Annotated in this window: 13 protein-coding genes; 11 read left to right on the forward strand and 2 right to left on the reverse strand. The window is 73.0% G+C overall.

What is annotated here, in order from left to right; all coding sequences use genetic code 11:
• From GQF42_RS28425 to moeZ, 8 genes are all read left to right on the forward strand, one after another.
• Positions 1-1,080 (forward strand): ABC transporter permease, encoded by a 1,080-nt coding sequence (locus GQF42_RS28425; RefSeq protein ID WP_158924497.1) that lies wholly within the window; start codon positions 1-3, stop codon positions 1,078-1,080.
• Positions 1,077-2,075, forward strand: a complete 999-nt coding sequence (locus GQF42_RS28430; RefSeq protein ID WP_158924500.1) for an ABC transporter permease — start codon at positions 1,077-1,079, stop codon at positions 2,073-2,075. The genes GQF42_RS28425 and GQF42_RS28430 overlap by 4 nt, the downstream gene beginning before the upstream one ends.
• Complete coding sequence (locus GQF42_RS28435) at positions 2,072-3,664, forward strand: dipeptide ABC transporter ATP-binding protein (RefSeq protein WP_158924502.1); 1,593 nt, start codon at positions 2,072-2,074, stop codon at positions 3,662-3,664. The genes GQF42_RS28430 and GQF42_RS28435 overlap by 4 nt, the downstream gene beginning before the upstream one ends.
• A gap of 293 nt (positions 3,665-3,957) precedes the next feature.
• A complete protein-coding gene (locus GQF42_RS28440; protein WP_233273810.1) occupies positions 3,958-5,664 on the forward strand; it encodes a glycosyltransferase in 1,707 nt (568 codons plus the stop codon).
• A gap of 239 nt (positions 5,665-5,903) precedes the next feature.
• Entirely contained in the window at positions 5,904-6,986 is a 1,083-nt protein-coding gene (locus tag GQF42_RS28445) for a hypothetical protein (protein ID WP_158924506.1), read from the forward strand.
• Positions 6,987-7,164: 178 nt separating this feature from the next.
• Entirely contained in the window at positions 7,165-8,124 is a 960-nt protein-coding gene (locus GQF42_RS28450) for an NAD-dependent epimerase/dehydratase family protein (protein WP_158924508.1), read from the forward strand.
• Positions 8,112-8,861, forward strand: a complete 750-nt coding sequence (locus GQF42_RS28455; protein ID WP_158924510.1) for a spherulation-specific family 4 protein — start codon at positions 8,112-8,114, stop codon at positions 8,859-8,861. Before GQF42_RS28450 ends, GQF42_RS28455 begins: the two co-directional genes overlap by 13 nt.
• Before the next feature lie 63 nt (positions 8,862-8,924).
• The gene (gene moeZ / locus GQF42_RS28460) at positions 8,925-10,103 is read left to right on the forward strand and encodes an adenylyltransferase/sulfurtransferase MoeZ (protein WP_158924512.1); all 1,179 of its coding nucleotides are present in this window, start codon (positions 8,925-8,927) and stop codon (positions 10,101-10,103) included.
• Positions 10,104-10,537: 434 nt separating this feature from the next.
• On the opposite strand, the gene GQF42_RS28465 is transcribed toward moeZ, so the two are convergent.
• Complete coding sequence (locus GQF42_RS28465; protein ID WP_158924514.1) at positions 10,538-12,082, reverse strand: alpha/beta hydrolase; 1,545 nt, start codon at positions 12,080-12,082, stop codon at positions 10,538-10,540.
• A gap of 69 nt (positions 12,083-12,151) precedes the next feature.
• Positions 12,152-15,007, reverse strand: coding sequence for a lysylphosphatidylglycerol synthase domain-containing protein (locus tag GQF42_RS28470; RefSeq protein WP_158924516.1), 2,856 nt, complete (start codon positions 15,005-15,007; stop codon positions 12,152-12,154).
• 185 nt (positions 15,008-15,192) lie between these two features.
• On the opposite strand from GQF42_RS28470, the gene GQF42_RS28475 reads away from it, so the two are divergent.
• The 3 genes from GQF42_RS28475 to GQF42_RS28485 all read left to right on the forward strand — a co-directional run bounded on the left by GQF42_RS28475 (position 15,193) and on the right by GQF42_RS28485 (position 23,007).
• Positions 15,193-15,579: an MGMT family protein gene (locus GQF42_RS28475; RefSeq protein ID WP_158924518.1), complete on the forward strand. Its 387-nt coding sequence runs from the start codon at positions 15,193-15,195 to the stop codon at positions 15,577-15,579.
• A 257-nt stretch (positions 15,580-15,836) separates the two neighbouring features.
• Positions 15,837-19,319, forward strand: a complete 3,483-nt coding sequence (locus GQF42_RS28480) for an ATP-dependent helicase (protein WP_158924520.1) — start codon at positions 15,837-15,839, stop codon at positions 19,317-19,319.
• A gap of 115 nt (positions 19,320-19,434) precedes the next feature.
• Positions 19,435-23,007: a UvrD-helicase domain-containing protein gene (locus tag GQF42_RS28485; protein WP_158924522.1), complete on the forward strand. Its 3,573-nt coding sequence runs from the start codon at positions 19,435-19,437 to the stop codon at positions 23,005-23,007.
• Positions 23,008-23,048: the final 41 nt, after the last annotated feature.

The following is a 23,048-nucleotide window of genomic DNA, read 5'->3' on the forward strand; positions in this document are numbered from 1 at the left end:
GTGAGCGAGGCACTTGTCACCGTCGAGACCGCCGGGACGGAAGCGCCCGTCCCGGCGGCCTCGGGGACCCGTCAGTTCTGGCGGCGGCTGCGAGCGCAGCGTGCCGCCCTGGTCGCGGCGGCCGTCGTCGCGCTGCTCGTCCTGGTCGCGCTCGCCGCGCCGCTGCTCACCGCCCTGGAGGGCCAGGACCCCACCACGTACCACCCGTCCCTGGTCGACTCCGCGCGCGGAGGCGTGCCCATCGGCTCCTTCGGCGGCATCAGCGCCGACCACTGGCTGGGCGTCGAACCGCAGACCGGACGTGACATGTTCGCCCGGCTCGTCTACGGGGCTCAGGTGTCCCTGGGCGTCGCGCTGGCCGCCACGGTGCTGCAGGTCGTCCTCGGCGTCGCCATGGGCGTGGCCTCCGGCCTCGGCAACCGCTGGGTCGACCAGGTCCTGAGCCGCATCACCGACATCTTCGTCTCGATGCCGTTGATGATCATGGCGCTTGCGCTGCTCGCCGTCGTCCCGAGCGGCTTCCCGCGGCCCGTCCTCGTCGCGCTGATCATCGCCCTGGTCGCCGGCTGGAGCACGACGGCGAAGATGGTGCGGGCCCAGACCCTCACCCTCAAGAACCTCGACTACGTCGCCGCCTCCCGGCTCAGTGGCTGGAGCACCTGGCGCACCGCCGTACGCGAACTCCTTCCGGGCCTGGCCGCGCCCGTCATCACGTACTCCGCGCTGCTGATCCCCTCGAACATCAGCGCCGAGGCGGCCCTGTCCTTCCTCGGCGTCGGCGTGAAGCCCCCGACGCCCTCCTGGGGACAGATGCTCACCTCCGCCGACGTCTGGTACCAGGCGGCCCCGCAGTACCTGCTGCTGCCCGCCGCCGCCCTGTTCGTGACCGTGTTCGCGCTGACCGTCCTCGGCGACGGCGTCCGCGTGGCCCTCGACCCGCGCGCGGCCTCGCGCCTGCGCATCGGCACCGGGCGCAGGCTCGAGGCCCGCGCGGACAAGGGCGTGCCGGCAACGGACAAGGCGGACGCGGTCGCAATGCAGAACGACGCAGTTGCAGGGAAGAAGGAGGACCGGGCATGAGCGGCCTCACCGGCTTCGTCCTGCGCCGTGTCATCGGCGCCGCGGTCACCCTGTTCGCGCTCTCGGTGATCATCTACGTCGTGTTCTACGTCACCCCCGGCAACGTCGCCCAGATCACCTGCGGCCCGCGCTGCTCCCCGGAACAGGTCCACCAGGTCGCCCAGCAGCTGCACCTCGACGACCCGCTGTACGTGCGCTACTGGCATTTCCTGCAGGGCATCCTCGCCGGCCAGGACTTCTCGACCGGCACCGGCGTCGAGCACTGCTCGGCGCCCTGCCTCGGGGAGTCGTACCAGAGCGACCAGCAGGTCACGGACATCATCCTGACCAGGCTTCCGGTGAGCTTCTCGCTGGTGCTCGGCGCGATGGTGATCTGGCTGGTGCTCGGCGTCGGCACCGGTGTGCTGTCCGCGTGGCGGCGCGGCCGGTTCAGCGAGCGGGTACTCACCGCGATCACCCTCGCGGGCACGGCCACGCCGGTCTTCGTCATCGGCCTGGTGCTGATGATCGTCGTCTGCGGCGAGCTGCAGCTGCTGCCCTTCCCGGAGTACGTGAACTTCACCGACGACCCCCAGCAGTGGGCGTGGAACCTGCTGCTTCCCTGGCTCTCCCTCGCCCTCATCGAGGCGGCGAGCTTCGCCCGGCTCACCCGGGCGTCGATGCTGGAGACCCTCGCCGAGGACCACATCCGCACCTTCCGCGCGTACGGCGTCGGCGAGCGCGCGGTGATCGTCCGGCACGCGCTGCGCGGCGCGACCGCGTCCGTCATCGCACTCAACGCCGTCACCTTCGGCTCGGCCGTCGGCGGCGCCGTCCTCACCGAGACCCTCTTCGGGCTGCCCGGCGTGGGCCAGGAGCTGGTCCACGCGGTGAAGGTCGTGGACCTGCCGGTGGTCGTCGGCATGGTCCTGGTCATCGGCTTCTTCGTGGTCCTCGCCAACGCCGTCGCGGACGTGCTGTACGCGGTGGCCGACCGACGGGTGGTGCTCGCATGAGCCTGGTGGAAGTGACGGACCTGACCGTCGAGTTCGGCTCCCTGCGGGCCGTGGACGGGCTGTCCTTCAGCCTGGCGAAGGGCGCCGCCCTCGCCCTCGTCGGCGAGTCCGGTTCCGGCAAGTCCACGGTCGCGGGCGCCCTGCTGGGCCTGCACCGGGGCACCGGGGCGCGGGTCGCCGGCGCGGTCCATGTGGCCGGTACCGACGTCCAGGACGCCTCCGACGAGGAACTGCGCCGGCTGCGCGGTGCCAAGGCCGCCATGGTCTTCCAGGACCCGCTGTCCTCGCTCGACCCGTACTACGCGATCGGCGACCAGATCGCCGAGGTCTATCGCGTGCACACGCGCGTGACGCGTCGTACCGCACGCGCGCGTGCGGTGGAGGCGCTGGACAGAGTGGGAATTCCGGACGCGGTACGGCGCTCCCGGTCCCGGCCGCACGAGTTCAGCGGTGGCATGCGCCAGCGCGCCCTGATCGCCATGGCCCTCGCCTGCGAGCCGGACCTGCTGATCGCCGACGAGCCGACCACCGCCCTCGACGTCACCGTCCAGGCCCAGATCCTCGATCTGCTGCACACACTGCGCGAGGAGACGGGCATGGGCCTGCTGCTCGTCACCCACGACGTGGGCGTCGCCGCCGAGAGCGTGGACGACATCCTCGTCATGCGGCACGGCAGGGCCGTCGAGCGCGGCCCTGTCGGCACCGTCCTCGCCGCGCCCGCCCAGACGTACACCCGCGAACTCCTCGACGCCGTCCCGCGCGTGGACACCCGCCGCACCGGCTCCGGGGCCACCGGCGAGATCGTGCTGGAAGCCACCGGGGTGCGGCGCGAGTTCGGGCGCGGCAGGCAGGCGTTCGCGGCCGTGGACGACGTCTCGCTGACCGTCCGCCGCGGCGAGACCCTCGGCGTCGTCGGGGAGAGCGGCAGCGGCAAGACCACGCTCGGCCGGATGCTCGTCGGTCTGCTCGAGCCGACGGCCGGCGCGATCCGTTACGAGGGCCGCGCACACACCACGGTGAACCCGGCCGTCCAGATGGTCTTCCAGGACCCGGTCTCCTCGCTCAACCCCCGTCGTAGCGTGGGCGAGTCCGTCGCCGACCCGCTGCGCGCGCGTGGAGACCGGGACGAGGAGCGCATCCGGGGGCGTGTGGCGGAACTGCTGGAGCGCGTGGGGCTCGAAAGGGCGCACTACGACCGCTACCCGCACGAGTTCAGCGGCGGCCAGCGCCAGCGCATCGGCATCGCCCGGGCGCTCGCCGCCGAGCCGCGCGTCATCGTCTGCGACGAGCCCGTCTCCGCGCTCGACGTCACCACACAGGCCCAGGTGGTCGGCCTGCTCGGCGAGTTGCAGCGGGAACTAGGCCTCGCGCTGGTCTTCATCGCGCACGACCTCGCCGTCGTACGGCAGGTCAGCGACCGGGTCGCGGTGATGCACCGCGGCCGGGTCGTCGAGTACGGGCAGGCCGACGAGGTGTACGACAGCCCGCGCGAGCCGTACACCCAGCAGCTCCTGGCCGCCGTACCCGCGCTCGATCCGGAGCTGGCGGCCCAGCGGCGCGCGGCCCGGCGCGAACCTGCCGCGGCGTGACGCGGTCGGGGAGCGGCGTGACACGGTCGGGCAGCGGGGTGGGCCTGGCGTAACGTTTCGCGCATGAGCGATGACGCTCTGAACTCATAGCGCGACGGAACGCGACCTGCACGCGAAAGTTACGACCGTTCACCCCTTTTGGTGGCGCGATGGACAACCGTCCGTCGCGCCACCGCCTTGTCCGCTTACGTTCGTCCCGCTGCGAGCCGCCGGGACAACGGCGGCTCCCCAGAAGGGAGATCGGGGGTGCACACGTGCGCATCGGACTGCTTACGGAGGGTGGCTACCCGTATGTGAGCGGTGACGCCGGACTCTGGTGCGACCGGCTCGTGCGCGGGCTCGAGCAGCACGAGTTCGACATCTACGCGCTCAGCCGCAGCCGGCGCCAGGAGGACGAGGGCTGGGTCCAGCTCCCGCCCCAGGTGAGCCGTGTGCGTACGGCGCCGCTGTGGACGGCCGACGACGGGGCCGCATACGGGTGGCGCGCGCGACGGCGCTTCACCGAGTGCTACGGGGAACTGGTCGCGACGGTGTGCGCCGGAGCCGCTCCGGAAGCCGGCGGCGCGCGCGAGGGCGCGTCGGCGGACGCCTCGGGAGAGGGGGCCGGCGGTGGGTCCGCCGATCTGGCGGACCGTTTCGGCAGCGCGCTGTACGGACTCGCCGAACTTGCCCGCGAAAAGGCCGGACTCGTCGGTGCCCTGCGCTCGGACGCCGCCGTGCGCACCCTGGAACGAGCCTGCCGCGCCCCCGGCGCGCTGCGCACGGCACGCGAGGCGCGCGTCCCCGACCTGCTCGCCGTCACCGCACACCTCGAACGCGCCCTGCGGCCCCTGTCCCTCGACTGGTACGGCGACGACGGCCTCGGCGCGGCCGACCTCTGCCACGCCACCGCGGGCGGCCCTGCCGCCCTGCCCGGGCTGCTCGCCCGGCACTTGTGCGGCGTACCGCTGCTCGTCACCGAGTACGGCGTGCCACTGCGCTCGCACTACCTGGGCCTCGGCCCCGACGCCGCCGCCCCCGCCGTACGCGCGCTCCTCGGCGCCTTCCACGGCCGGCTCGCCGCCGAGGTCTACCGGCGCGCCGAGATCCTCACACCCGGCAACGCGCACGCCCGCCGCTGGCAGGAACGGTGCGGCGCCGACCGGGCCAGGATCCGCACGGTCTACCCGGGCATGGACGCCACCCGCTTCGCCGAGGTCGGTGAGTCCCCCGACCGCGCCGACCCCGACACCCTGGTGTGGGTCGGGCGCGTCGAACCCGCCAAGGACCTGATCTCGCTGCTGCACGCCTTTGCGGAGGTCCGCAAGGAGGAGCCCAAGGCGCGCCTCAGGATCGTCGGCGCGCCCTTAGGTCCCGAGGGCGCTGTCTACCTCGGTCACTGCCGGGCGCTCGCCGCGCAGCTCTTCCCGGACGAGGCGGACGGCGCGCACGCCGTCGGCGACAACCCGGTCTCCTTCGAGGAGATCGGCGGACCCGAGGCCCCGACGCTGCCCGATGCGTACGCCACCGGAGCGGTCGTCGTGCTGTCCAGCGTGGTGGAGGGTTTCCCCATCGGCCTCGCCGAGGCCATGCTCTGCGGCCGGGCCACGGTGTCCACGGACGTCGGCGCGGTGGTGGAGGTCATCGGCGGCACCGGGCTCGTCGTGCCCCCGCGCAATCCACGGGCGCTCGCCGAGGCGTGCGTGGCACTGCTGCGCGACCCCGAGCGCCGTGAGCGCCTCGGCGCCGCCGCGCGCGCCCGCGCTCTCGAACTGTTCACCGTCGAGCAGAACGTCACGGCATTTCACGGCATTTACCTGCAGATCGTTTCGCACTGCCCGGTCCGCCGGGTCGTGCTCGACGAGACCGGTGAACCGCTGCCGTTCGCCGCCCCCGCCGAGTCCCGCGTCCCCGGCCGCTGGACCGGGCCCGCGGCCCGCGTTCTGCCCCGGACCGCCCCCGGCTGGGCCACGACCGCACCGGTCCGCGCGACACCACTGGCGGCTGCGGAGGGGGCGTGATGGGCGTACAGGACGACGACCGCGGAAGCGAGGGCGGGCTCGGCAGATCCGACCGTCCCGCAATGCCCAGCGGCGCCGAACCGTGGGACGCACGGCCGGGGGAGTGGTTCGGGGCAAGGGAGCCACAAGCATCCGCGAGGACCGTGCCGGAGGTTCCCGGGCACTGTGCGTCGCCGACCGGCGCAAGCGTCCCCGGTCCGACGGCGCGCACCGCGCCCCGACGCGGTGCCGCCGACCCCGTGAAGGCCCTGCTGCACCGGCACCGTGAGCTGTGCGAGCAGGCGGTGGATCCGTTGGAGATCGCCGCCGGGCTGGAGGCGCACGGCATCACCGACCGGGCCGCGGCCCGGTTCCGGCATCGCGATGTCTTCTCGCTGGCCGAGGAGTTGTACGCGCGCGTGCCGCGCAGCGGTGGTGAGGGGCGTCCCGAGCCCGACCCCCTGCCCGTACCCCGCGTCCGGGCCGACTGGGCCCTGCTCGCCCTCCTGCCCGGTGCGCTCGGTGCGGCCACCGCGGCCGGACTGCGCCTCACCCACGGACACCTGCGTCTTCTCACCGCTCTCGGCGGCGTCCTCGCCCTTGCCCTCGCCGCCCGCGCGGTGCTGCGCCGCGGCCCGCTCGCGGGCCCGTCCCGCACGCGGGTGTGGCGCACAGGGACCGGCACGCGCGCGTGGACCCTCTGGCTGCTCGGCTACGCCCTCCTCGGCGACGGGCTCCTCGGGGCCGTCCTGACGGGCGGCCCCGACGCCCTGCCGACCGGCGCCCCGGACGGCCCCTGGCCCACGGCCCTCGCCCCCGCCCTGGCCCTCACCCTGGCCTGCACCCCGGCGGCCTGGTGCGCCCACCTGCTCAGCGCAGGTGCCCGCCGCAGGCTGGCGGGCAGCCGGGGGCTGGAGGACTTCACGTCCGCCGCCAAACCGCTGCTGTTCGGCACCTTCACCCTGTTCGTGGGCGCGCTCACCGTACTGCTGTTGCTGTGCGGCAGGCTCCTGCACGAACCCGCGGCCTACCCGCAGGCCCTCACCCTGGGTGCCCTGCTCCTGCTCGCCCGTCTGCTCGTTGTACACCGCCACCGGCACGCGCCCGCTCTCGCGCTGAGCGCCGCGGCGGCGACGGAGGTGGCGGCCCTCGCCCTGCCGCTGGCCGGCCGGCTGCCCGGCTGCGCCTTTCTGGCGGCTCCCGTCCGGACCCTCGCGAACACCTGGGGCACGGCCGCCGTACCAGCCCTGGCCTGCGGCTGCGCGGCCCTGGCCCTGCTGGTCCACGCCGGCCGCGCCCTCACCCGGGCCTCGGCCCACGCGCCCACGGGAGCCCCCGAGTGAACCTTCCGCCCCCGGCCCGCCACCGCAGGCACCCGCGCCACCCCTCTGAAGGAGAACACCAGATGACCACCTCCCGACCCGGAGCGTCCGGAGCCACCGGAACCGCCGGAGCGCCCGCAGCGACCGGAGCCCTTGCCACGGCCGGCTCCGTCGGCGCGCACACCCCGGGAGCCGCACGATGAGGGTCCTGCTGATCGGAGCCAACGGATACATCGGCCGCTTCGTCGCCGACCGCCTGCTCGCCGACCCGGCCGTCCAGCTCACCGCGCTCGGCCGCGGCGACGACGCCGACGTCCGCTTCGACCTCGCCTCCGGCAGCCCGGGCGCACTCACCCGCTTCCTCGACGCGGTCCACCCCGGCGTCGTCGTCAACTGCGCCGGTGCCACCCGCGGCGGCGCCCGCGACCTCACCCGGCACAACACCGTCGCCGTCGCCACCGTCTGCGAGGCCCTGCGCCGCAGCGGCTGCGGCGCCCGTCTCGTGCAGGTCGGCTGCGGCTCGGAGTACGGCCCCAGCCAGCCGGGCTCCTCCACGGCCGAGGACGCCGTGCCCCGCCCCGGCGGCCCGTACGGCGTCAGCAAGCTCGCCGCGACCGAACTGGTCCTCGGCTCGGGCCTGGACGCCGTCGTGCTGCGCGTCTTCTCCCCGGCCGGCCCCGGCACCCCGGCCGGCTCCCCGCTGGGCCGCCTCGCCGAGGCCATGCGCCGCGCCATGCAGTCCGGAGACGGCGAACTCAAACTCGGCGGGCTCGGCGTCCAGCGCGACTTCGTCGACGTACGCGACGTCGCCCGCGCCGTGCACGCCGCCTCGCTCTCCGCCGCGCAGGGCGTCATCAACATCGGCTCCGGCCGCGCCGTACGACTCCGGGACGCCGCCGCCGTGCTGGCCCGGGTCGCCGGGTACGGCGGCGCGCTGCACGAACTCGACGCCCCGCCCGGCCCGCTGCGCAACGCCATCGGCCATCCCCGCACCGACTCCGACCACGTGGCCCCGGTCGCGTACCCGTACCCGGACGGCTGCGGCAGCTGGCAGCAGGCCGACGTGCGCACCGCGCGTGACCGGCTCGGCTGGCGGCCCCGCATCAATCTCGAAGAATCCCTGGCAGACATCTGGATGGAGGCGGCATGCCGCATCTGACCAGCAGCACCGCGAGCACCACGAGCACCGGCCTGCGCACCGCGCTCGGCGTCCCCGGCTACGCCCATCCGCTCGTCGCCCCTGCCCAGTGGGGCGAACTCACCCGCCCGGGCATCCCGCTGGACTGGGTCGTCCTCAACGTGGCGGCGGGGCCCGGCACTCGCCCCGACCCGCACTGTCTGGAAGCCGCGGGCCGGCTGCGGGGCGCCGGCGTCCGCGTCCTTGGCCACCTGGACCTCGCGTACGGCGCCCGCGCCTTCGGCGACCTGCTCGCCGACGCCCACCGCCACCTCGACTGGTACCGCGCCGACGGATTCCTGCTGGACCGCTGCCCCGCCGAGCGCGGTGCGCTGCCCGATGTCCGCCGCGTGGTCACCACACTCCGGACGATCTATGACGCCGCTCACATCGTCCTCGGCCAAGGCAGCCACCCGCACCCCGGCTACGCGGAGAACGCCGACCAACTGGTGACCTTCTGCGGTTCCTGGTCCGACTACCGCTGGTCGCAGGCCGCCGAGTGGACCGCCGACTATCCGCCGGACCGCTTCTGCCACTTCGTGCACGGCGTACCCCACGGCCACCTGGACGAGGCGCTGCGCATCGCCCGCTGGCAGGGAGCCGCGACGATCTACTTCACCGACCGCACGGACCGCGGCGGCCGTGCCGACCCCTGGGAGACCATGCCCGGCTACTGGGACGACATCGTCTCGCGTGTCGGAACAGGTGTCTCGGAATGAAGAAGGGCGTGGCAGTGTTACGGGGAGAACAACTGTAGTGATTGACCGACCAACGGAGTCCCCGTGTCGCTGCCACCCCTGGTCGAGCCAGCTGATCAGCTCACCGTAGACGAGGTCCGCCGGTACTCCCGCCACCTGATCATCCCCGACGTGGGCATGGACGGGCAGAAGCGGCTGAAGAACGCCAAGGTGCTGTGTGTCGGCGCGGGCGGCCTGGGCTCGCCCGCGCTCATGTACCTGGCCGCCGCCGGCGTGGGCACCCTCGGCATCGTGGAGTTCGACGAGGTCGACGAGTCGAACCTGCAGCGCCAGATCATCCACAGGCAGGCCGACATCGGCCGCTCCAAGGCCGAATCCGCCCGTGACACCGTCAAGGGCATCAACCCGTACGTGAACGTGATCCTTCACGAGGAGCGGCTCGAGGCCGACAACGTGATGGACATCTTCAGCCAGTACGACCTGATCGTCGACGGCACCGACAACTTCGCGACCCGCTACCTGGTCAACGACGCCTGCGTGCTGCTGAACAAGCCGTACGTCTGGGGCTCGATCTACCGCTTCGACGGCCAGGCGTCCGTCTTCTGGTCCGAGCACGGCCCCTGCTACCGCTGCCTCTACCCGGAGCCCCCGCCCCCGGGCATGGTCCCCTCCTGCGCCGAGGGCGGCGTCCTGGGCGTGCTGTGCGCGTCCATCGGCTCCATCCAGGTCAACGAGGCCATCAAGCTCCTGGCGGGCATCGGAGAGCCGCTCGTCGGCCGCCTGATGATCTACGACGCCCTGGAGATGCAGTACCGCACGGTGAAGGTCCGCAAGGACCCGAACTGCGCGGTCTGCGGTGAGAACCCGACCGTCACCGAACTCATCGACTACGAGGCCTTCTGCGGCGTCGTGTCCGAGGAGGCCCAGGCGGCGGCCGCCGGCTCCACGATCACTCCCAAGCAGCTCAAGGAGTGGATCGACGACGGCGAGAACATCGAGATCATCGACGTCCGCGAGCCGAACGAGTACGAGATCGTCTCGATCCCCGGCGCCAAGCTGATCCCCAAGAACGAGTTCCTCATGGGCAGCGCCCTGGAGGGCCTCCCGCAGGACAGGAAGATCGTCCTGCACTGCAAGACGGGTGTCCGCAGTGCGGAGGTCCTCGCCGTCCTGAAGTCCGCGGGCTTCGCCGACGCCGTTCACGTGGGCGGCGGTGTCATCGGCTGGGTCAACCAGATCGAACCCGACAAGCCGGTCTACTGAGCCGGTTCCTTGATGTGGGTGGCGGGGGCTTCGGGTGCGTACGGCGCCCGGAGCCCCCGTCCGCGTCACCGCCCCCGCACGCGTCGGCCGGGTCGTGGTGTGCCGAACGGGCCGGGCACAGGCCCGTCGTGGCACCAGCCGGCTGTGTACCGACCCAAGAGGAAGCCCCCGAACGCCGGTGGGATCTGTGCGGCCCCGACCGGTTGCCGCTTCGTGCGGACGGGCGCCGGACGGCATGGCCGGCGCCGCGGTCACGGCGGCCGTCCAGCACAGGAACTGCCTCATGCGCACCCCCCTCGCAGGCCCTTCGCGTCGTGCCGCGCCGGGCGTTGAGGCCATGGTAGATCCGTCGGGCCGTGGCCGTGGCGGCCTGTGGATAACCCTCTGACCTGCGAGTTCTAGGCGGCTGAAGGATGGTTCGGCGGAGGGGTGGTTCAGGTGCAGACCGCGCCGCTCGTCGGCACCTTGCCCTCCAGCAGGTAGCTGTTCACCGCGCTCTGCACACACTTGTCCTTGCTGTCGTAGGCACCGTGCCCCTGGCCCTTGTATGTCAGCTCGACTCCTACGCCCTTGCCGAGCGCGTCGACCATCTTCCTCGCGCCCTCGTACGGAGTGGCCGGGTCGCCGGTGTTGCCGACGACGAGGATGGGCGCCGATCCGGGCGCGCTGACGTCGGGATGGTCGGCGGCGCCCGGCACGGGCCAGTTGGTGCAGCTGACCAGGCCCCAGGCCAGGAAGTCCCCGAACAGCGGTGAGGCGGCCCGGAATTCGGGCAGCTTCTGCTGGACGTAGTCGGCGGTGTACCTCGGCTTCTGGTCGGCGCAGCTGATGGCGGTGTTCGCCGCGGTGAGGTTGTTGTACTCGCCGTCCTCGTTCCTGCCGTTCAACGAGTCGGACAGCAGCAGCAGGATCTTTCCGTCACCGTCGTACGCCTGCTCCAGGCCCTCGGTGAGGTACTCCCAGAAATCCTTGGAGTACAAGGACTGCGCAATGCCGTTGGTCGCGGCGGTCTCGGTGAGCTGGCGCGGCGGGATGCCGGAGATCGGCTTCTTGTCCAGGTCGGTCAGCAGTTTCGCGATGCGGTCCTTCACCTCCTGCGGGGTGTTGCCGATCGGGCACTCCGTGGTCTTCGACGTGCAGTCCTCGGCGAAGTTGTCGAGCGCGAGCTGGAAGCCCCGGGCCTGGCCGAGTGAACCCTGTTCGGGGTTCTGCGTGGGGTCGACGACGCCGTCGAAGACGGCCCGGCCGACGTTCTTGGGGAACAAGTGGGCGTACACGCCGCCGAGTTCGGTGCCGTAGGAGATGCCGAAGTAGTGCAGCTTGTCATCGCCGAGGACCTGACGCAGCAGATCCATGTCGCGGGCCGCGTCCGTGGTCGCCACGTGCGGCAGGATCTTCCTGGAGTTCTTCTCACAGGCCGCGTTGAACTGCTTGGTGCGGTTCAGCAGCGCGGTGCGCTCGGCGCTGTCGTCGGGGGTCCCGTCCTGCTGGAAGTACGCATCCAGCTGGGAGTCGTTCTCGCACTTCACCGGCGTGCTGCTGCCGACCCCGCGCGGGTCGAAGCTGACCAGGTCGTAGCGGGTGCGCAGGGCGGCGTAGTCCTCACCGAACGCGGGCAGCGTGCTCACGCCGCTGCCGCCGGGGCCGCCGAAGTTGAACACGAGCGAACCGATCCGCTCGCTCGCGGGGCCGCTGGCTCTGGCGCGGATCAGGGCGATGCCGATGGTGTCCCCCTTGGGTTTGCCCCAGTCCAACGGCGCTCTCATGGTGGCGCACTGCCATGTGCCGCCGTTCGGCAGCGGGGACGGCGCGCTGCCGCCGCCCTCGGCCTCGGACGGGGCCGGGCAGTCCTTCCAGTCCAGCTTCTGCGCCCTGAGATCCCCGTCCTTGGCGCCGCCGCCGCATCCGGCCAGCAGTGTGGACAGCAGCACGGCAGTGGTGGTCAGGACGGCCGCGCGCAGCCAGGAGGGGTTCGCCATGCCCTCATCCTGGGGGCGTGCACGCCGCGGCGCGCGGGGCGCGGGCCGTACGAGGTACGGCCCGCGGTCCTACAGGGCTCCCTTGCGGGTGAGCTGGTTGAAGGCCAACCAGCCCGGCAGCACCGGCAGCCACAGGGTCAGCAGCCGGAACAGCAGAACGGCCGGGGCGGCGACCTCCTTGGGCAGGCCGAAGGCGATCAGGCCGAGTGTGAGGCTCGCCTCGACCGCACCGACGCCGCCCGGGGTGGGTGCCGCGGAGCCGAGTGCGTTGCCGGCGAGGAAGACGACGGCGACGCTGGCGATGCTCAGTGAGGCCGTGCCGTTGCCGAACGCGCGGACGGAGGCGTCCAGGCACATCACGAAGCAGGCGGTGAGCAGGAGCATGCCGCCGATACCGGTGATCAGCTTCTGCGGCCGCTGGAGCACGTCGAGCATGCGCGGAACGACACCGGCGAACAGCGACCTCACGCGCGTGACGAGGAATTTCCGCAGGAACGGCACGGAGGTCACCACGAGCACGAGCACCGCCACGGTCAGCAGACCCGCGATGACCGTCCGGGACGGCGACAGCGACGGTGTCTTCTCCGTGCCGGTGAGATACCCGAAGGTCAGCAGCATCAAAATGTGGCAGCCGAGCCCGAACAGCTGCGACGCGCCGACACTCGCCACCGCGAGGCCCGCGCGCACGCCGGCGCGCTGCAGGAAGCGCGTGTTGAGGGCGACACCGCCGACCGCGGCCGGCGCCACGATCTTCACGAAGGACCCGGCGACCTGCGCCGCCGCCGTCCGCAGGAACGGCACCCGCTCCGGTACGAAGCCCAGTAGCGCCATCGCCGCGGCGACGTAGCTGAGCGCGGAGAACGCCACCGCGGCGACCACCCAGCCCCACTGGGCCTGGGCGAACAGCGTGCCGAACTCGATGTGGGTGAGCTGCGTCAGCAGGTAGTAGGCGCCGATCGCGCCGGCGATGAAGCTGATGAGCGTGCGCGGCCGCACCCGCTCCAGCCGGGCCGGTTCAACGGGAGCCTGCGGCCTGATCCGCAGTACCTGGTGCCGGATCTGGGTGAGCAGGTCCTCCTCGCGTGCCTCTTCGAGCGCGTCGTCCATGGCCTGCCGCTCCGCACGCTGCTCGGCGCGGACGGTCTTCTTGTCGGGCCTTTCGAGGGCGGGCCGGTCCGTCTCGGCCGCCTCCTCCAAGCGGGCCTGCTTCGCCTGCCGGGACGCCTCCAGGACCGCGTCCCGCTCCCGCTGGGCACGCTCCCGGGCCAGCCGGCGCAGCGTCGCGCGCGTGGAGCGCGTCAACGCGATCGGCTGGAGCAGGGGCAGGCAGTCGGCGACCGAGTCGGGGCCGAGCACCCCGACCGCGGAGGTCACCGCCCGCTCGGCGCCCACCCGCAGACCGAGCGTGGTGACCAGCTGGGCCACGTCCAGGCGCAGCAGCACCTCGCCGGCGGCGATCTCGCCACCGCGCAGTTCGGAGAGGATCACCTTGCCGGAACGATCCACCAGAATCGCGTCACCTGCGAGTCTGCGGTGCGCGATACGCCGCGACTGCAGCGCCTGCACCTGGTGCCAGGTGTTGCGCAGCAGCTCGTCGGTGATCTCCTCGTCGGCCAGCGAGTCCAGCGTGCGCCCGCCGGTGTGCTCGTAGACGAGCATGACGGCGTCGGGGCCGAGTTCGGAGGTGGCGATCAGCTTGGGCGCGTTGGCACCGGCCGCGATCGCCGCGTACGCCAGCAGGGCTTCCTGTTCCAGCGCCTGGCGCAGTGACTGGAGGCTGGAGCGGGTGGCGAAGCCGCGCAGGGTCAGATTGCGCCACGCCCGGTAGAAGAAGCCCTGGGCCTGCTGTTCCCGGTCGACGACCGTGACGTCCAGCGGCGGGCCGTCCTCCAGGGTGACGAAGTAGCGCCGGCCGCGGTCGCCGTTCTCCGACTCCACGGCCTCCTCGCGCGCGGCGGCGACGGGGTGGAAGCCGACGTGCCTGAGGCCCGCCATCAGGGTCTGCCCGGTGGGGCGGATGTTGGGGGAGCCGACCGCGTACAGCGTGCCGTAGGCGATGGTCCAGCCGATCAGCACCGTCAGGATGATCGAGAACGGCGTCGTATAGCCGGTGACCAGCATCGAGAACGCGTCGAGCAGCAACACGATCCACAGCACGGCACGCCATCTGGGTCTGCGGGACATGCCGACGGCCGTCATGTAGGCGATCACGGGTGCCAGATAGCCGTGTACGGGGTCGGTCAGGGCGTGGATGTCGCCCGGCGAGGGCTGGGTGAGCGCTTCCTGGATCGAACCCGGCGCGGCCCGTGCCACCCATAGGTCGGTCGCCAGGGTCACCCCGTGGGCGAGGACGGCGGCGAGGACACCGTCGGCGATGCGCAGCCCGTCGCGTTTGATCAGCCGCTCGATGGCGAAGGCGACCGGCACCAGCAGGATCGCGATGCTGGATGCCAGCCCCGCGAACCTGATCAGCAGGTCGGGCGCTTGGCCGGTGCCCTTGTTGATGTCCTGCTCGAGGCCCGAGGTGGTGCCGTGCGCGAATGCGGCGATCGCGAGCAGCACCGCGATGGCGAGCACGCCCACCAGGAGCCGCATGAGATCGGAAGGGCGGTGCACGCGCGCGGGGAGCAGCGGTTCGTCGCCCTCCACCTCGTCGGTGTGCGGTTCGTCGTCGGGACCGTGGTCTGGGGGCGTGTTCTGAGAGACGTGCGCCCCCTCGGTGTCGTTGTTGTCGTCGGCACGCGTGTGTGTGCCGTCGCTCTTCCGATCCCCGGCGCCGTTCCCACGAGTCCCACGCGCGCGCGTGGCGTCGTCCTTGGGTGTATCGGTGTCTTCCTGGTGTGCGCCGGCGCCGGCGGCGCCGGGGCGCGCGGTGGCGTCAGGGGTGCCCGCCGCGCCTTCGGGGTGCACGCCCTGCTGATTCATGGTCTCTTCTTGGTCTCGTATCACCAGTTACCGCCCGCACGATGGTGGCATGCCCCACCGGCACACGGGGGCATCAGGGTGCGGATGCGCGGGCGCACAGTCTGCCCGAAGCACCGTCCAGGAGCGAGAGGGCCGTCCCCGCGGTCCGCGCCGCGATGTCGGCGCAGTGCGGCAGGATGGGGCGAATGAGCGAGCAGAGCCCTGCCGAGGACACCCATGAAGGGTACGCGGAAGCGCTGCCGGAGTACGCCGAGCGAGTCCTCGAGGTCGCGGAGCGGATTCCGCCGGGACGTGTGATGACCTACGGCGATGTCGCCGAGTGGCTCGAGGAGGGCGGGCCGCGCCAGGTCGGCCGGGTGATGGCCCTCTATGGCGGCGCCGTCCCGTGGTGGCGGGTCGTCCGCGCCGACGGCACGCTGCTGCCCGGGCACGAACTGAGCGCCCTCGACCACTACCGCGCGGAAGGTACGCCGCTGAAAGAGGCGGCCAGGAGCGCCGAGGGGCATCTGCCGCGGCTCGACATGCGGCGGGCCCGATGGGACGGCGGGGCGGGGGCGGACGGTCACACCTGACAGCTTCCGCCATCGGACGCCCTCGGGGAGAGCCTGTGGCCCGTACGGGGGACAGGGGGGACGTTCGTCGCATGACGTACGTTCGACAGGAGTGGGACGCGCGTGACGCAAGCGTCGCGAGGGAAGAAGCGGAAGCCCTGCTTCCGCCCGGAGCGACGGCGTAGCGTCGGCTGCACCCGTCCCCCTCACCCCGCGGCCACCGCCTCGCGCGCGTGACCGCACGCCCACCCGCACGACCACCAGGACCGGCCAACCACGTGAGTTCCTCCTCCTTCACCGGACGCCTGCCGCACCCCCAGGTGCGGCAGGGGAGCCGTGGCGCCTACCGGCTGGTCCGTACCCCGCCGGCCGTGGTGGATCCCCCCCGACTGGACGCGGCACAGCGCGCCGTGGTTGACCACCGGTCCGGACCGCTGCTCGTCCTCGCGGGCCCGGGCACCGGCAAGACCACCACCCTGGTCGAGTCCGTTGCCGCAAGGATCGCCCGCGGCGGGGACCCGGAGCGCATCCTGGTGCTGACGTTCAGCCGCAAGGCCGCCGTCGGGCTGCGTGACCGCATGGCCCTGCGCCTGGGCGCCGCCCGCGCGCCCCGGGCGACCACGTTCCACTCGTACTGCTACGCCCTGGTCCGCGCCCACCAGGACAGTGATCGGTTCGTGGAGCCGCTGCGCCTGCTCTCCGGCCCCGAGCAGGACGTCGCCGTCCGCGAGCTGCTCGCCGGACAGCCCGAGCTGGAGCGGCTCGGTCTCACCCATGTGCGCTGGCCCGACGAACTGCGCGCCTGCCTGACCACGCGCGGTTTTGCCGACGAGGTCCGCGCGGTCCTCGCCCGCAGCCGCGAGCTGGGCCTCGGCCCCGACGCCCTGGATGCCTTCGCCCGCCGTACCGGCCGCCCCGACTGGCGCGCCGCGGCCGCCTTCCTCGCCGAGTACCTGGACGTGCTCGACCTCCAGGGCGTGATCGACTACGCGGAACTGGTCCACCGCGCGGTCCTGCTCGCCCGCCGCCCCGACACCGCCGGTCGGCTCGCCGCCCGGTACGACGCCGTGTACGTCGACGAATACCAGGACACCGACCCCGCCCAGGTACGGCTCCTGCACGCCCTGGCCGGCGGTGGACGAACCCTGGTCGCGCTCGGCGACCCCGACCAGTCGATCTACGCCTTCCGGGGCGCCGACGTGAACGGCATCCTCGACTTCCCCGCGGCCTTCCCGCGCGCGGACGGCCGTCCCGCCCCTGTCGAGGTGCTGCGCACCGCCCGCCGCTCCGGCGCCGCCCTGCTGGCCGCCACCCGCCTGATCACCCAGCGCATGCCACTGACCCGGCTGCCCGCCGGGAAGGTGCGCGCCCACCGCGAACCGGCCGCCGTACGGGACGGCGGCCGCGTCGAGGTCTACACGTACCCGACGCCCGGTACAGAAATGGACAACATCGCGGACGTCCTGCGCCGCGCCCACCTGGAGGACGGCGTCCCCTGGAGTGACATGGCCGTCCTGGTACGCGCCGGATCCCGCCTGCCGACCCTGCGCCGCGCCCTCACCGCGGCCGGCGTACCACTGGACATCGACGGTGACGACCTGCCCCTGCGGCACGAGCCGGCGGTGGCTCCCCTGCTGACCGCCCTGCGAGCGGTGGCCACGGCGGAGGCCCGGCCCCGCGAGCAGACCGCCGACGGGCGCACTCCGGAGGGTGAGTCGCCCTCGGCAGAAGCCGTTACCGAAGAAGCGCTCCCTGAAGGCGCCGCCGAGGAGGCCGTCGTCGCGGACACCGCTGCCGACGACGCCGCCCCCGAGGACAGCGAGGACAGCGAGGACAGCGAGGACAGCGCAGGCACCGAAGACGGCGAAGTGCCGACTTCTGACACCTCCTGGCTCGGCACCGAGACCGCTCTCACCCTGCTCGCCTCCCCTCTCGCCGGCCTGGACGCGGCCGATCTGCGCCGGCTCGGGCGGGCGCTGCGCGAGGAAGAACGCACGGCAGGCAACCCGCTGCCGCCCCCGTCCGACGAACTGCTCGCGCGAGCGCTCGCCGAGCCCGAGCGCCTGGCCGTGCACGACCCGGCGTACGCGCGCGGAGCGCAGCGCCTCGGCGCGCTGCTGCGCAAGGCCCGCGAACGCCTCGCGGGCGGCGGTACGGCCGAGGAGGCGCTGTGGGACCTGTGGGAGGGCACTCCCTGGCCGGCCCGCCTGGAGCGGGCCGCCCGGCGCGGCGGCGCGGCCGGCCGCAACGCCGACCGTGACCTGGATGCCGTGTGCGCGCTGTTCGCCACCGCCGCGCGCGCGGAGGAGCGCACCGGGGGCCGTGGCGCCCTGAACTTCCTGGAGCAGATCGAGGCCGAGGACATCGCGGCCGACACACTCGCGCGCCGCGCCGTACGCCCCGACGCCGTCCGTCTGATGACCGCCCACCGCGCCAAGGGCCTGCAGTGGCGCCTGGTCGTCGTCGCCGGAGTCCAGGAGGGGCTGTGGCCCGACCTGCGCCGCCGCGGCTCCCTCCTGGAGGCCGACCGTATCGGTCGCGACGGACTCGCCGAACCGCTCCCGCCCGGAGCGCTGCTCGCCGAGGAGCGCCGGCTGTTCTACGTCGCCGCCACGCGCGCGTGCGAGCGCCTGGTCGTGACCGCCGTGAAGGCACCGGCCGACGACGGCGACCAGCCGTCCCGGTTCCTGACGGAACTGGGCGTCGAGCCACGGGACGTCACCGGCCGCCCGCGTCGCCCGCTGTCCGTGGCCGCACTCGTCGCCGAGCTGCGTGCCACCACCGTCGACCCGCGCGTGTCCGCCCCCCTGCGGGAGGCCGCCGCCGGACGCCTGGCCCGGCTCGCCGCCCTCGCCGACGAGGACGGCCGCCCGCTGGTGCCCTCGGCGCATCCCTACCGCTGGTGGGGCATGTACGACCCGACGGAGAGCAAGGTGCCGCTGCGCCACCACGACCAGCCGGTCGTGCTCTCCGGCAGCGCCCTCGACCAGCTCGCGAACACCTGCGCGCTGCAGTGGTTCCTGGGGCGCGAGGTGAAGGCCGACGCCCCCGCCACCACCGCACAGGGCTTCGGCAACGTCGTCCACGTCCTCGCCGACGAGGTCGCCTCCGGCCGTACCCCGGCCGACCTCGACGTCCTCATGGAACGCCTGGACTCCGTGTGGAACGCGCTCGCCTTCGACGCGCCCTGGAAGTCGAGGCAGGAGAAGGACAACGCGCGCGTGGCGCTCGAACGCTTCCTGAACTGGCACGTCCTGGCCCGCACCGGGCGCACCCCTGTGGCGAGCGAGCAGGATTTCGACGTCACCCTGGAGGCGGGCGACTACCACGTCCGCATCCGCGGCCAGATGGACCGCGTCGAGACGGACGGCGAGGGCCGCGCCTACGTGGTGGACTTCAAGACCGGCAAACAGGCGCCCACCGCCGCCGAGGTGACCCGCCACCCCCAGCTCGCCGTCTACCAGCTCGCCGTCCGCGAAGGCGCCGCCGACGAGGCCTTCGACGGCGTACGCCCCGAACCGGGCGGCGCCGAACTGGTGCACCTCAGGCAGGGCGCCGCCCAGCGCGACGGAGGCGACAGCCTGCCCAAGACGCAGACCCAGGAGCCGCTGTCGGGCGAGTGGGTCGGCGAACTGCTGGCCACCGCCGCCGGGAAGGTCCTCGACGAGCGGTTCACACCGAGCAGCGGCCAGCACTGCACCCACTGCGCGTTCCGGGCCTCGTGCAGTGCCCGGCCCGAGGGACGGCACGTGGTGGAGTGAACCTTCCGCGGGGCAGGAGTGACGCACGGCACCACAGGCGCTGACCTGCGTTTCTTCCTCATCGCGCGGTTGATTCGTCCTCGGCTGTCAGTGCCCGCCGCTAGCCTTTTCCGACATGCCAGCCCGTATCAGCGACCCCGAGCAGCTCAAGGAGCTGCTCGGCATCCCGTTCACCCCGGAGCAGACGGCCTGCATCACCGCGCCGCCCGCCCCGCAGGTGATCGTGGCCGGCGCCGGATCGGGCAAGACCACCGTGATGGCGGCCCGGGTGGTCTGGCTGGTCGGCACCGGACAGGTCGCGCCCGAACAGGTCCTCGGCCTGACCTTCACCAACAAGGCCGCCGGCGAGCTGGCCGAACGCGTCCGCAAGGCGCTGGTCAAGGCCGGCGTCACCGACCCCGAAGCCCTCCCGCCGGCCGACCACCACCCCTCGACGACAGCGCCTCGCGCCGACCCCGCCCGGTGGGACCCGGACAACCCGTCGGGCGAGCCGGTGATCTCGACGTACCACGCGTTCGCGGGCCGGCTGCTGACCGACCACGGCCTGCGCATCGGCCTGGAGCCCACCTCGCGGCTGCTCGCCGACGCCACCCGCTACCAGCTCGCCGCGCGTGTGCTGCGCGAGGCTCCCGGCCCCTATCCCGCGCTCACCCGCTCCTTCGCCGACCTCGTCAGCGACCTGCTCGCCCTCGACTCCGAACTCGCCGAGCACCTCGTCGACCCCGAAAAGCTGCGCGCCTGGGACGCGGACCTGCTGCGCACCCTTGAGGGCGCCAAGCTCACCAACGCCGATCTGCGCAGGGTTCCCGAGACGGCCGCCGCCCGCCGCGAACTCGCCGACCTCGTCCAGCGCTATCGGGCCGCCAAACGCGACCGCGACCTGGTCGACTTCGGCGACCAGATCGCCCTGTCCGCCCGCCTCGCGCGCGTGCCCGAGGTGGGCCGCCTGCTGCGCGAGGAGTTCCGCGTGGTGCTCCTGGACGAGTACCAGGACACGTCCGTGGCCCAACGCGTCCTGCTGGCAGGCCTGTTCGGCGGCGGTACGGGCCACCCGGTAACCGCCGTCGGCGACCCCTGCCAGGCCATCTACGGATGGCGCGGCGCCTCCGTCGCCAACCTGGACGACTTCCCCGCACACTTCGCGCATGCCGATGGCCGTCCCGCCACCCGGCAGGCGCTCAGCGAGAACCGCCGCAGCGGTGGCCGCCTCCTCGACCTCGCCAACGGCCTCGCCGAGCCCCTGCGCGCCATGCACGCGGGCGTGGAGGCACTCCGCCCGGCCCCCGGCGCCGAGCACGACGGCACGGTCCGCTGCGCCCTGCTGCCCACGCACGCCGAGGAGATCGACTGGCTGGCCGGCTCGATCGACCACCTCGTGCGCACCGGCACGGCCCCCGGCGAGATCGCCGTCCTGTGCCGTACGGCGACCGACTTCGCCGAGATCCAGGGCGCTCTCGTGGCCCGCGACATCCCCGTCGAGGTGGTCGGACTGTCCGGGCTGCTCCACCTGCCCGAGGTCGCCGACCTCGTCGCCGTGTGCGAGGTGCTCCAGGACCCCGGCGCCAATGCCTCCCTGGTGCGCCTGCTGACCGGGCCGCGCTGGCGCATCGGCCCGCGCGATCTCGCCCTGCTGGGCCGCCGCGCCCGCCTGCTGGTCGCCCACGCGCGCGTGGGCGACACCGACGACCCGGACCGCCGTCTCGCCGCGGCCGTCGAGGGCGTCGACCCGTCCGAGGTGATATCGCTCGCAGACGCCCTCGACACCTTCCTGGAGACACCGTTGGAGGGAGGTTTCGCGGAAGACGCCGACGACGGGCTGCCGTTCTCCGCGGACGCGCGCGTGCGCTTCGCCCGGCTGGCGACCGAACTGCGTGACCTGCGCCGTTCCCTGTCCGACCCGCTGATGGACGTTCTGCACCGCGTCCTTGCCGTCACCGGTCTGGAGGTGGAGCTGTCGGCGTCGCCGCACGCCCTGGCCGCCCGTCGACGCGAGACCCTGTCCAACTTCCTCGACATCGCCGCCTCCTTCGCGGCGAGCGACCGCGAGGCCACGTTGCTCGCCTTCCTCGGCTTCCTGCGTACCGCCGCGCAGTACGAGAAGGGCCTCGACAACGCCCTGCCCGGCGGCGAGAACACCGTCAAGGTGCTCACCGCCCACAAGTCCAAGGGCCTGGAGTGGGACGTCGTGGCCGTCCCCGGGCTGGTCGAGGGCACGTTCCCCAGCGCCCAGGGCCGCGAGAAGTGGACGGCGCAGGCCAAGGTGGTGCCGCACGCCCTGCGCGGCGACGCCGACACCCTGCCCGACGTCGGCAGCTGGGACTCGCGCGGCATGAAGGCCTTCCACGAGTCCATGAAGGACCACCAGCACACCGAGGAGCTGCGCCTCGGCTACGTCACCTTCACCCGCCCCCGCTCCCTCCTGCTCGGCTCCGGCCACTGGTGGGGGCCCAGCCAGAAGAAGCCGCGCGGCCCGTCCGGCTTCCTGCAGGCCCTGTACGACCACTGCGCCGCCGGTCACGGCGAGATCGAGGCATGGGCGGACGAGCCCGCCCAGGACGAGGCGAACCCGGCCCTGCACGCGGCCACCGCCGACCAGGTGTGGCCGCTCCCGCTGGACGACGCCGCCCTGGCCCGCCGCCGCGCGGCAGCCGAGACCGTCCTCGCCCACCTGGACGGCCTCACCGCCCAGGACACCGGCCACCAGCCGGCCGCCTACGACCCCGCCGCCTTCGACGACCCGGACTGGCCCACGCCACCGGACGAGGACACCTACGGGGCAGAGCCGTACGACGACCCCGGAGCGGACTTCCTCTACGACGAGGACCCTTTCGGTGACGGAGAACCGCCGTACGAGGCGGACGGCCCCGCACCCGACGCCCCTGCCGACCGGGACACCTGGGACGCCGCCGGGCCCACCGGCCCCCGCCAGGCGCCCGCCCCCCGGTACCGCCCCCACCCCGCCGAGCCACAGCAGCACCTCACCCCGGAGGAGGCCCGCACCATCGCCTCCTGGGACCGCGACCTGGACGCGCTCACCGGAGAGCTGCTGCGCGCCCGGCAGGCCGTCACGGACGTTCCCCTGCCCGCCACGCTGACCGCGTCCCAGCTGATGCTTCTGGCCGAGGACCCCGACGGGCTCGCGCAGGAACTCGCGCGCCCCATGCCGCGCCCACCACAACCGGCCGCACGCCGGGGCACCCGCTTTCACGCCTGGGTCGAAGCCCGCTTCGAGAAGCTGACACTGCCCCTGCTCGAACCCGACGAGCTGCCCGGCAGCGACGCCGAGATCGCCGACGAACAGGACCTTCAGGCACTGAAGGAAGCCTTCGAACGCAGCGCCTACGCCCAGCGCACCCCTTACCGGGTCGAGGCCCCCTTCCAGCTCACCCTCGCCGGCCGCGTCGTACGGGGCCGCATCGACGCGGTCTACCGATCCGGCGACGGCGCCGGGACGACGTACGAGATCGTCGACTGGAAGACCAGCCGCACACGTGCCGCCGACCCGCTCCAGCTCGCGGTGTACCGGCTGGCCTGGGCCGAGCAGCAGGGCGTGCCGGCCGAGTCGGTCACGGCCGCCTTCCTGTACGTGCGCACCGGCGAGGTCGTACGGCCCACGGACCTGCCGGACCGGGCAGCCCTGGAACGGCTCCTCACGGAAGACGCCGGAACGGCACACAGCGCGGACTGAGTGTGACGAACCGCCCGCCGAGGATGTCGGTGCGGGCCGAT

Origin of the sequence: Streptomyces broussonetiae, assembly GCF_009796285.1 — a bacterium.
In the GTDB taxonomy this organism is placed as follows: domain Bacteria; phylum Actinomycetota; class Actinomycetes; order Streptomycetales; family Streptomycetaceae; genus Streptomyces; species Streptomyces broussonetiae.

Coding starts and splice junctions, on each gene's coding strand:
- GQF42_RS28455 (WP_158924510.1), top strand. CDS start 8,112: ATGCCGCATCTGACCAGCAGCACCGCGAGCACCACGAGCACCGGCCTG.
- GQF42_RS28450 (WP_158924508.1), top strand. CDS start 7,165: ATGAGGGTCCTGCTGATCGGAGCCAACGGATACATCGGCCGCTTCGTC.
- GQF42_RS28475 (WP_158924518.1), top strand. CDS start 15,193: ATGAGCGAGCAGAGCCCTGCCGAGGACACCCATGAAGGGTACGCGGAA.
- GQF42_RS28435 (WP_158924502.1), top strand. CDS start 2,072: ATGAGCCTGGTGGAAGTGACGGACCTGACCGTCGAGTTCGGCTCCCTG.
- GQF42_RS28485 (WP_158924522.1), top strand. CDS start 19,435: ATGCCAGCCCGTATCAGCGACCCCGAGCAGCTCAAGGAGCTGCTCGGC.
- GQF42_RS28430 (WP_158924500.1), top strand. CDS start 1,077: ATGAGCGGCCTCACCGGCTTCGTCCTGCGCCGTGTCATCGGCGCCGCG.
- GQF42_RS28470 (WP_158924516.1), bottom strand. CDS start 15,007: ATGAATCAGCAGGGCGTGCACCCCGAAGGCGCGGCGGGCACCCCTGAC.
- GQF42_RS28465 (WP_158924514.1), bottom strand. CDS start 12,082: ATGGCGAACCCCTCCTGGCTGCGCGCGGCCGTCCTGACCACCACTGCC.